Here is an 11,123-nt window from a genome sequence, read left to right as displayed (position 1 = left end):
GGCAAGAACAGTGCTCAATGATAATACATGGGAACAACTCCAAAGTACCATGAAAGCTCATGGCTGTCATACTTGGAAAAACGACAGACAAGTCATGGAAGCCATATTGTGGAAACTTCGTACAGGAGCCCCATGGCGTGATATACCGAGTGAGCTATGTCCATGGAAAACCGCCTATAATCGATTTAACAGGTTGTCAAAAAAAGGCTTATGGGAGCAATTTTTTTTGACCTACGAGCAAGTATTGATGAAGAATGGGTATTCGCAGACGGAAGCTACATCCGCTGTCATCAGCATTCAAGCGGCGCCAGACGAGGAGAACTTCGAGCCACTGGAAAATCTCGAGGTGGAACAACCACCAAGATACATCTCGCCGTCGACTCGCATGGAAACCCGATTGATTTTAAAATCACTGGGGGTGACGTCCACGACAGCCAAGCGGTAGATGACATCATAGAGATGTTAACGGATGCGACCTACTTCATTGCTGATAAAGCTTATGATTCTGAAACCATTAGAAACAGGCTAAAGCAAGACAACATAAGCCCTGTCATCCCTAAAAGAAGAAATGCTAAACAACCAGATGTAGCGTTTGATCATTATTTATATAAGCTACGACACTTAGTTGAAAACACGTTTGCAAGGCTAAAGCAGTTCCGTAGTATTGCGACTCGATACGAGAAATTGGCTCGTAATTATAAGTCTATGCTGTATCTAGCTTGTACTATGATTCATTGCAAACTGAATTAGGGACACGCCCTAGTATGATCACTATCAAACTTAGGCTCACTTAGTCCAGCTTGTTTAAGTTTAGCTCTCATAGTGCGAATGCCACTTCCTTTAGTTTCTGCTAGCCTCAAATCATATAACACAGATGCTATTAGGGGATTGCGTGTTAACGAGCTAGAGCTGTCTAATGCGTCTAAGGGTTTTAGAGAGTAACCAGCATTTTGTAACTCTAATCGATTTTTGTATCGGTTAATTTGGGAAGGTTGATTTTCAGAATAGTCACGATGCATAACCATGTTTACTAAAGCTTCTCGAACAACCCTTTGCGGTAATAGAGGCTCATCAGATCTTTGCAGCTCGTTTTCATTTAAGCGAAAATGATTGGGCATATCATCCATAATCATTGCTTCAATGCGAGGTATCATTAAGATTAAGGGCTCACGAAAATCTTTTGTATAAATAAATCGCTCATCACTATCTTCAACCCATTGTGTTCCTGCACTACGGATGTAGTCTACACGAGCCATAGGAAGATGACGACGAAGTGCTAATGAAGAGCCGAACAATAATAAGCCAGCAATATTAGGTTTGAATACTCCATTTTTTTCTTGAATCAAATTAAAAGAAAGAAGTAAATCAGTGTCACTATAATCCAGTTCAACTGCATCAGGCTGAACTTTAGCTCGCTGTCTTCGATAAAATGCAATCACATCGGGATCAATGTCCGACCAAGAAGCTTCTGGTAGAACTATATTTTCAAATGATTGACCAGTTTTAGAAGCAATAATGTCATAAAGATCTTCAATTTTAGCTTCATAATCACCATTGATGCCACGCCGCCATATACCAGTTTTAGTAAAGTTTTTGCTTTTTTTTCCACTACTTATAAAACCACAAGGCTTAGAAGCTGCATCAAGTTCGAAAACTTTGATTACAATAACTTTTTTATTTTCTAAGTCGAGAATGCCAGCGTCTATATGAATAGCTGTATTAAATTGATTGCGACAGTTATTTTGTAGGTCATTAAGAATTTTATCCACATCATCAACGCCGCTTACCCAGTGCTTCTCGTGGTTTTCATTTGGTTCTGAAACACCTAATAGTAAATATCCACAACTAATGTTAGGCTCATTAGCAAAGGAGCAGACAGTCTGCATTACTGAATCGCCAATACTGTTTGTGGCACGCTTGGCTTCAATATTTTGAATCTCAGATGAGTTGATTAGTTCGTGATAAACGCCTAACATTTCTTCTTTTAATAACATTGGATATCCATAAAATATAATGAGCTACTTTTTCTTAAAGAACGGACAAAAAATTATAAAATAACGTGCTGTATAGTAAAATGCTGTGGTTAAGGTATACAAAAAGACACTTTGCGAATAGGTAAATAGAGTTTATGCGCTAGTATAGCAAAAGGGAATGCCATACAGATAATATAACACTTGTGAATTAAGAGCATGTAGGCAGGTATCGACTAGAAGCGCAGACACTATCAAGCACAAGGGCAATACGGAAGCTTTCGATTGAAGCTAGAAATAAAAAGCGAATGCTTCAATAGTAAAAAAGACTTATATGATTTATTGCACAAAAGTATCAAAGTCTATCCAAGTAATAGATTTCGACATCTCCATAACTGTTTAATTTAGGAAAATCATGAAACTAGAAGATATAAAACGCTTAGAAGACCAACTTTGGGAAGCAGCAGATACCCTGAGAGCCAATACTGACCTTAAACCTAACGAATATGCTACGCCTGTCTTAGGTCTGATATTCTTGAAGTTCTCCGACAACAAATATGCGGCTTATGAAGAGGCGATCCAAGCTGAGTTTGAAGAGTTACAAGGCACTCGCCGTGCCAAAAATATTGAGGATATTGCTATAAAGCATTGTGGTTTCTATTTGCCACCTAAAGCACGCTACAAGTATCTATTAGAGCTACCAGAGTCAGCAGATTTGGCAACTGAAATTGCAACTGCTATGCAGTCTATAGAGGACTTCAAAAAGGATGATAAATTCGTCGATGTACTACCCAAAGATGAATATGCCGCGTTTAGTCGTTTAGACGAAGGTAAGAAAGCTTTAAAAGGTCTTCTAAGAAGCTTTTCTAATATCCCAACTGATGCCAGTGGTGACGTCTTTGGACGTATTTATGAGTATTTTTTAGGGAAGTTTGCGCTTTCAGAAGGTCAGAAAGGTGGTGAGTTCTTTACGCCTACCTCTGTTGTTAAACTGATGGTAGAGGTCATCGAGCCCTATCATGGGACGGTATATGACCCTGCTTGTGGATCAGGCGGTATGTTCGTTCAGTCACTTCATTTCGTTGAGGATCGTAACGAGCAGCTTAAAGCGCATGGCGAGCTAGAAGAAAAAGACAGTACAATAGATTTGAGCGTATATGGTCAAGAGAAGACCCGTGATACGGTCAAGCTCGCTAAGATGAACTTATTCGTCAACGGGCTTAGAGGAGAGATTAGGCAGGCCAACAGCTATTCAGAAGACCCTTTTGATGGCTATGAGAGTTTCGACTTCATTATGGCGAATCCACCGTTTAACGTCGATGACGTATCGGTTGCTACTGTCGAAGATGATAAACGTTTTAATACTTATGGCTTACCTCGAAAAAAGACTAAAAATAAAAAAACAGATGGTAAAGATGAAACAGTAACGAATGGGAACTATCTTTGGATCAGTTTATTTGCTACATCTTTGAAAAATCAAACAGAAGCTGAGGCACGTAACAGTGGTCGTGCTGCGCTAGTGATGCCAAACTCTGCCTCTGATGCTCGCAATGCAGAAGAAGATATTCGTAAGCAGATAATCAAGGATAATATTATATATGGCATGCTAACGTTACCATCAAATATGTTCTATACCGTGACGCTGCCAGCGACGCTATGGTTCTTTGATAAAAACAAAGATGATGACAACATACTATTCATCGATGCGCGTAATATCTTTAGACAGATCGATCGTACCCATCGTGACTTTACTGATGAGCATATTCAAAATATTGCCATGATAAGCAAGTTGCATAAAGGTCGTCGTCGCGAGTATGTCAGTTTAATAGACAGCTACTTCGGTCTTGGTATGCAGATACTGACAGAAACGGTATCTGACATCGAACCTGCTATTGAGCAACTCAAAGCAGTGGTAGCAGATGATAGAGCGCTAAAAGAAACTGTCGATATCCTAAATGACAATTGGCATGCGCTATCACCTTTGCAAGATAAGTATCAAGCTTATCTAGAAGCTCAGGATATGAGTCAGATCTCAAATGAGGATGTTGATGACTTAAATACCGAACAGATAGAGTTATTACAGTCGTTTAAACCATTCTTCAAGGCATTACAAGATAATAATAAGCAACTAGATAAAGGTATCAGAGAAAAGGAAAAAGCAAATAAAGCACAGGTCGCTAAAGCCCGTCAAGAGCTTAATGACGCAAAGAAATCTGATGACAAAAAGCTGATCAAAGAAAAAGATACGGCTCTGAAGACACTTACGGCTATAACCGCTGAAATAAAGGCTATAAAGGAGTTATTAGCGACCATACGTGATGATAGAAAACGAGCTGACTATTACTTCAATCATATAGAGTGGTTGCAACAGCGCTTCCCTAAAGCGCAGTATGAAGACGTTACAGGTCTGTGTAAGCTTGCTACACCTAAAGAGGTTAAAGAGCAGGATTATTCACTGAATGCAGGGCGCTACGTTGGCGTAGTGATAGAAGAAGATGGTCGTACTGAGGAAGAGTTTATTGAATATATGCAGGAGATGAATGAGGAACTATTAGCGCTTAATAAGCAGACAAAAGGACTAGAAGATATTATACAGTTGAATATTAAGGAGCTTATTAATGACTGATATATGGCAAGAAGGTATATTTGATAATTTAGTTCGTTTAAAAAGAGGATATGACTTACCAAATCAAAATATAGTTGAAGGTGTCTATCCAGTTGTTGCTAGCTCTTCAATAAAAGCTTATCACAATCAGAGTAAGGTTAAACCGCCTATAGTGGTGACAGGTCGTTCTGGAACTTTAGGCAAAGTACAGTACATTAATGAACCATGCTGGCCTCTAAATACGACTTTATATTCCAAGGACTTTCGCAGTAACTGTCCTCAATATGTATATTATTTTTTAGAACAAATGAACCTTGAAAACTATAATGCAGGTGCTGGAGTACCTACACTTAATCAAAATCATCTACAAAAATTAAAAATTAAAATACCACCCTTAACAGTTCAAAAAAAGTTAGCAGCCGTATTAACTACCTATGATGACTTAATAGATGTAAACAAAAAGCGCATTGCAATCTTAGAAAATATAGCTGAAGAGCTATACAAAGAATGGTTTGTACGCTTTCGCTTTCCTAATTGGCAAAATACTGAATTTAAAAAAGGAGTTCCATCTGACTGGACATTTTCAGAATTGAATGAGATTGTCGAAATTATAAAAGGAAAGTCTTATACCAGTGAAGAAATCCATGATGAAAAAGTTGAAGACAGTAGCTATTTCATTAACCTAAAAAGCTTTCATAAGTACGGTGGTTATAGAGATAGCGGACTCAAATATTATACTGGTAGGTATTCAGAAGCACAAAAGGTTTCACAGGGTAATATTGTAATGGCTGTGACTGATATGACACAGGATAGAGCAATTGTAGGTAGAGTAGCTAGGATACCAACACTCAATAACGAATTTGCAATTATATCTTTAGATACAGTCAAGATAATCTCTAAAATATATTCTGAAAACTTTATGTATTGCTACTTTAGTTACTCTAGCTTTTCAGAGACAGTAAAAGAGTTTGCTAATGGAGCTAATGTTCTACACTTAAGCCCAAAGCAAGTTCTTAAACAAATAGTATTGTTACCACCTGTAGAGCTTACAGAATCGTTTGATACTATCATTTCGCCAATACTCGATAAAGTAGAAGCGTTGACAGAAATAAATGCTCAACTTGAGCTGATAAAACAGCAGCTCCTACCTCGTCTAATATCAGGCAAGCTATCAGTTGCTGAGCTAGATATCCACTATCCACCATCTATGCAGACAATTAACGAAGCTGAAGAAAAATAAAAATATTCATAGGAATAGAAGTATGGCAAAAGTGACATATAACTTCATCAGTGAAGATAAAATTGAAAAAGCCTGTATTAAGTTTTTGCAGCAGCGCTATTCCTATCAGCATATTGATTGCACTACTATCAATTCCGAAGATCTCAACGATGGCTCAAATCGTACTGACAAGCGTGACGTTGTATTCAAAGAACGTTTAGTAGCTAAATGCATGCAGCTGAACCCTGACGTGCCTGAGGCTACTATCCTATCAGCCGTAAAGGACATCATGAGTCGGCGTGTATCGATGTCTACTCTGAAAGCCAATAAGCAGATATATAGCTATATTCGTGATGGTATTAACGTCACTTATGAAGATGCTAATGGTGTTAAGCGAGAAAATATACCATTACGTATCATAGATTTCGATACCCCTGCTAATAATGAGTTTTTATTAGTAACACAGCTAACCATTAAGACGACTGGTCTTGAACCTATCAGAAAGTACCGTCGTCCTGATATATTGCTCTATATAAACGGTTTGCCGATTGTTTTCTTTGAGCTGAAAAACTCTAACATCAAGCTACAAAACGCTTTGACGGATAATTTGACCAACTACAAAAACGATATCCCACAGCTATTTTTATACAATGCTTTTTGCATACTATCTAATGCCTCAGATACTAAGATAGGGAGCTTTACCGCCGACTGGGAAAACTTCTATCCTTGGCTAAGGGTGGATGATGAGAAAGAAAAAGTAGATAAGCAGGAGATTGAAACTCATGGTAATAGTATCGAATACTTGCTTGCAGGGCTGTTTAGACCTGAGCGGCTATTAGACTACATCGAAAACTTCATTCTATACCAAAACGAGAAAGTAAAGATCGTCGCTCAGAATCATCAATTTTTGGGCGTTAAGCATGCTTTTGCGAATTTCTTAATTAGAGATCAATTGCAAGGGCGTTTGGGCGTGTTTTGGCATACGCAAGGTTCAGGTAAGAGCTTTGCTATGGTGTTCTTTATCCGTAAAGTATTTCGTAAATGTGCAGGCAACTTTAGTTTTGTGGTCATCACTGACAGAGATGATTTAGACAAGCAGATATCCAAAAACTTCTTGGCGACGGAGGCGGTAAAAGAAACGGAGATTGCCAAACCGAAGAATAGTCATCAGATGCGTGAAATGCTAGGTCAGAATCTGAAAATCGTTTTTACACTCATTCAGAAGTTCCGTTATGAGAAGGGTGAGAAGTACCCGTTACTCTATGATAAAGATGAAAGAGAAGTCATCGTTATCGTAGATGAAGCGCATCGTACCCAATATGATACGCTCGCTGACAACATGCGTTTAGGACTAAAAGGCGCACATTTCCTAGCCTTTACAGGTACGCCCATCCTCAAACAAAAGAAAACTAAGCAGTGGTTTGGTGAGTATGTGTCCGAATATACCTTTCAGCAAGCTATTGAAGATCATGCAACATTACCTTTGTTCTACGAAAAACGTGTCCCAGAGGTGCTACTACAGAATGAGGCATTGAATGAAGAGTTAGCGGAGATCTTAGAAGACGAAGATCTGTCTGATGCACAGCGAGAAAAATTAGAAAACAACTTCTCGAAAGAGCTTGAGGTCATCAAGCGTGATGATCGCTTGGATACTATAGCAGCCGACATCGTTTACCATTTCCCTCGACGTGGGTATCGTGGTAAAGGCATGGTGATATCTGTTGATCAGTTCACTACGGTTCGCATGTATGACAAGGTGACGGAGTTATGGAAAAAAGAGCAACGTAAGCTACAAGGTCGAATCAACCAAACTAAGAACGATTTAGAAAAAGTCCGTCTTAAAAATCGTCTTAAGTATATGCAGAACGTTGAAATGGCAGTTGTTATCAGTAGTCCTGCCTCTGAAAAAGAGCGGTTTGAAAAGCAAGGGTTGGAGATTCAAAAGCATATCAATAGGCTGACGCAGCAGCAACCCAATGGTCGAGATATAGAAGATGACTTTAAGGACGCTGAGCATCCATTACAGTTGGTTTTTGTGTGTGCTATGTGGCTAACAGGCTTCGATGCGCCTACTGTCTCAACGCTGTACATTGATAAGCCCATGAAGGGTCATACGCTGATGCAAACCATCGCAAGAGCGAACCGTGTGACCTCTTTTAAGACTAGAAATGATAACGGGCAATTGGTAGAAAAAACTAATGGTGAGATTATTGATTACTACAATGTATTCAGAAATCTTAAGTCTGCGCTAAAAGATTATGGTCAAGGCACGGGTTCAGGAGATGGAACAGACCCTGTACAAGACAAGTCAGTATTAATTAACTTATTGGATGAAGCGATAGCGGAAACACTTACATTTTGTCTGTCTTATGAAGTAGATTTGACGAGAATCATTGAAGCTAAAGAGGTTTTCAAGCAAAACGCTTTGTTTGCCGATTATGCGGATATTATGCTATCGCAAGATCTAATACGTAAAACGTTCAATGTACATTTCAATGTAGTTGCTGGTTTGTATGAAGCGGCTAAACCTACGATTCTTAGCCAACCAAGACCTATTGTCAGTGTTATGCAGTTTTTACACACGTTTATTGCCAATAAGATCGATCAAGACGATTTAGATGAGCAAGCAGCTCAGGTTTCAAGCTTGCTAGATCGTAGTGTTGTGGTAGATAGTAATACTAGCTCAGTAGCAGAACCAGTGAGCGAGTACCAAATCACTAAAAGCGCTAGTTGGAATCTCGCTAATGTAGATTTCGAGCAGTTGAGAGCCGAATTTAAGCAAACTGAACATAAACATATCGCCATAGCAGACATGAAAAAGTTTATTGAGAAAAAAATTAAACAGATGCTTAAAACCAATCAAGGACGAGTAAATTTTGCAGAGCGTTATCGTAATATAATTGACCGATATAATGCTGGAGCAACACAAACGGAAGAGTTCTTTGAAGAGTTGCAAAAGTTTGCTCAAGACTTAAAAGAGGAAGATCAGCGGCATGTCCGTGAAGGCTTGACAGAAGATGAGTTGGAAATATTTGATTTGTTGGCTAAAGATAAACTGACGAAGAAAGAGGAGCAGGCAGTTAAGCTTGCGGCTAAAGACCTTATTAAGTCTCTAATAGATGCATCACCCAAAGTATTAGTACAGGACTGGTGGAGAGACTCTCATACTAAAGCAAAGGTTCGTTCGTTCATTGAAGAGGTTCTAGATGAAGACCTTCCTGATTCCTACGATAAAGAAATCTTCGAGAACAAGGTGACTCAGGTTTTTGATTTATTACAGCACTTGGCTATTAATGATGAGAAATGGGCTAGCTAAATTAATAGACCTCTTGCAAAAGTAGTTGTAAGACACAACGTATATTATTGAACTCTACTTACTTAATAGATATGCCAAACATAGATAAGCTACTCAAACAAAGTGACGCTGGTTTTAAACGCTACACTGGCATTCATAAAGCCACCTTTTATGACATGCTTGAGGCCATGCAAAAGCATGAAGCATCTAAGACCAAATCAGGTAGACCAAGTGTGCTCAGTCTTAAGGAGCAGATACTACTAGCCCTGACTTATTGGCGTGAATACCGCACGCTTTATCATATCAGTATGGACTTTGGTATTCATGAGTCTTCTGCTAGCCGTATCATTCGTAAAGTAGAAGACACACTGATTGACTCTGGTAAGTTTGAATTACCTAAAAAGCTGCCTAGTAGAGTCGATGACGACATCAATTGGTCAGTCGTCATTGTCGATGCTACCGAAACCCCTATTGAGCGTCCAAAAACAACCAAAGAGACTACTACAGCGGTAAGAAAAAACAACACACCTTAAAAGCGCAGGTTATCGTTCATTGGCAAACTGGTTTGATACTTGATGTGCAAACCTGTAAAGGGTCAATCCACGATTTTAAGCTGTATAAAGATACTTGTCCTGATTGGTTACCTGAGAAYACTAACTATCTAGCAGACAGTGGTTATCAAGGGTTAGCAAAGCTACATAACCAAACTTTCACACCATTTAAGAAACCTCGTGGGGGTCAGTTATTGGAGATATGCAAACAAGCCAATCACTATCTCGCTAAGTTTCGTATTATGGTTGAGCACAAAATAGGCTTAATCAAGTTGTTTAAAATCGTGGCTCATAAATATCGCAACCGTCGTCAGCGCTATGATCTTAGAATGAAGCTGTTTGCTGGTATCATTAATTCCGAGCTTAATCTATGACTTTTGCAAGAGGTCTAATTGATAAATTAAGAAAAGTGTAAAGTTTAGAGCTATAAAATTGATATTATTTACAATTTACTTTACAGTTTAGGTGTGAAATACAATAAAGAGCTTGCATTGTATAGTTTTGAAGTTATTGGTCTGTTAATAGGTATATATAACCTTTTTGAGGAATACGTAATCTAATAGTGTTGATTAAATTAGATAGAGCCTATGTGAATAGGCTCTTTTTTTATATCTGTTTTTATTATTGAATTTTTTATTTTAATAAAAACAAAGTTTGTTCGTTATTAAATGCGATTGCTTATAAGATTAAGAAATAATAGGGAGTAATAGCGGATTAAAAATTTACTTAAGTTTACTGTCTGCTGAGCCTATACAAAAACGTATAAAAAACTACTGTTGTGATAAGCGATGTTTTTGTTTATATTACTTTTGCGGATAAGTTTTATGACCCAAAATATTTTTTGGTTTGAGTATGGCGATATTGAGCTATTTTAAACCAGATGTAATTGAATGGGTTTATAATCTTAACGCCGTTATCATATGATTAAATGATAACCAGATACTGAGTCAGTCACGTCCTTAATGGTTCATTGGGTCATTAAGATTGTTATTTTATTATAGAGTTGGATTTATTATGACTAAAAATAGTGCTATTGATTTGGATAGTTTAGGCGTTGATGAGCTACGTGCCATTACCGAAAATGCTCAGCAACTTATCGCTAAAAAACAGCATCAGCGTTTATATGACGCTTATATGCAGTTCGAAAAAATTGCAGAAGACAGCAATACCACCATCGAAGAGATTTTAAAAGCTGGTGAGACGCTGGAGAAAAAACGCAGTATTAAATACCGCAATACTGACAACAGCGAAGAGACGTGGACGGGCCGTGGCCGCAAGCCTACCTGGTTGGTAGAGGCGTTGGCCGCAGGTCGCAAACTTGAAGACTTTGCTATTTAATGAGCACAGCCAGCGTCTGGTTGCTGAGCCAAGCATCAGATAAAAGCCAGTATCTTTTTTGCCAGTCTTTTGGTAAAAAGATACTGGCTTTTTTTCTGTCATCTGTATGCCATTGTTTGTTATGATAATGACGTTTTTGTCTTAT

General features: G+C 38.4%; 7 protein-coding genes and 1 pseudogene. 7 read left to right on the top strand and 1 reads right to left on the bottom strand.

Features of this window, described 5'->3' with window-relative positions; translation table 11 throughout:
* A protein-coding gene (locus tag CAP50_RS09715) for an IS5 family transposase (RefSeq protein ID WP_198411619.1) occupies positions 1–750 on the top strand; the annotation gives its coding sequence in 2 pieces (ribosomal slippage) (positions 1–227 and positions 227–750; 751 coding nt annotated over the 2 pieces). This gene is flagged as partial in the annotation.
* Here CAP50_RS09715 and CAP50_RS09710 read toward each other — a convergent pair.
* Positions 747–1,994, bottom strand: a complete 1,248-nt coding sequence (locus CAP50_RS09710) for an ATP-binding protein (protein ID WP_100749865.1) — start codon at positions 1,992–1,994, stop codon at positions 747–749. The genes CAP50_RS09715 and CAP50_RS09710 overlap by 4 nt on opposite strands.
* A 391-nt stretch (positions 1,995–2,385) precedes the next feature.
* Between CAP50_RS09710 and CAP50_RS09705 the strand changes: the two genes are divergently transcribed.
* From CAP50_RS09705 to CAP50_RS09685, 6 genes and pseudogenes are all read left to right on the top strand, one after another.
* A complete protein-coding gene (locus CAP50_RS09705; RefSeq protein WP_100749864.1) occupies positions 2,386–4,596 on the top strand; it encodes a type I restriction-modification system subunit M in 2,211 nt (736 codons plus the stop codon).
* Positions 4,589–5,815 (top strand): restriction endonuclease subunit S, encoded by a 1,227-nt coding sequence (locus CAP50_RS09700; RefSeq protein WP_100749863.1) that lies wholly within the window; start codon positions 4,589–4,591, stop codon positions 5,813–5,815. The genes CAP50_RS09705 and CAP50_RS09700 overlap by 8 nt, the downstream gene beginning before the upstream one ends.
* A gap of 22 nt (positions 5,816–5,837) precedes the next feature.
* Positions 5,838–9,110, top strand: a complete 3,273-nt coding sequence (locus CAP50_RS09695; RefSeq protein WP_100749862.1) for a type I restriction endonuclease subunit R — start codon at positions 5,838–5,840, stop codon at positions 9,108–9,110.
* 71 nt (positions 9,111–9,181) lie between these two features.
* Positions 9,182–9,622, top strand: a complete 441-nt coding sequence (locus CAP50_RS12765) for a transposase family protein (protein ID WP_198411618.1) — start codon at positions 9,182–9,184, stop codon at positions 9,620–9,622.
* Positions 9,623–9,630: 8 nt separating this feature from the next.
* Positions 9,631–10,014: pseudogene (locus tag CAP50_RS12950) on the top strand (transposase family protein); the annotation flags it as partial.
* A gap of 640 nt (positions 10,015–10,654) precedes the next feature.
* A complete protein-coding gene (locus tag CAP50_RS09685; protein WP_100749861.1) occupies positions 10,655–10,978 on the top strand; it encodes an H-NS histone family protein in 324 nt (107 codons plus the stop codon).
* The last annotated feature ends 145 nt before the right edge of the window (positions 10,979–11,123 follow it).

Source organism: Psychrobacter sp. L7 (genome assembly GCF_002810365.1).
GTDB classification, from domain to species: Bacteria; Pseudomonadota; Gammaproteobacteria; order Pseudomonadales; family Moraxellaceae; genus Psychrobacter; species Psychrobacter celer.
The sequence above is the reverse complement of the archived record's forward strand: the minus strand, read 5'-3'. Positions and strand labels throughout refer to the sequence as shown.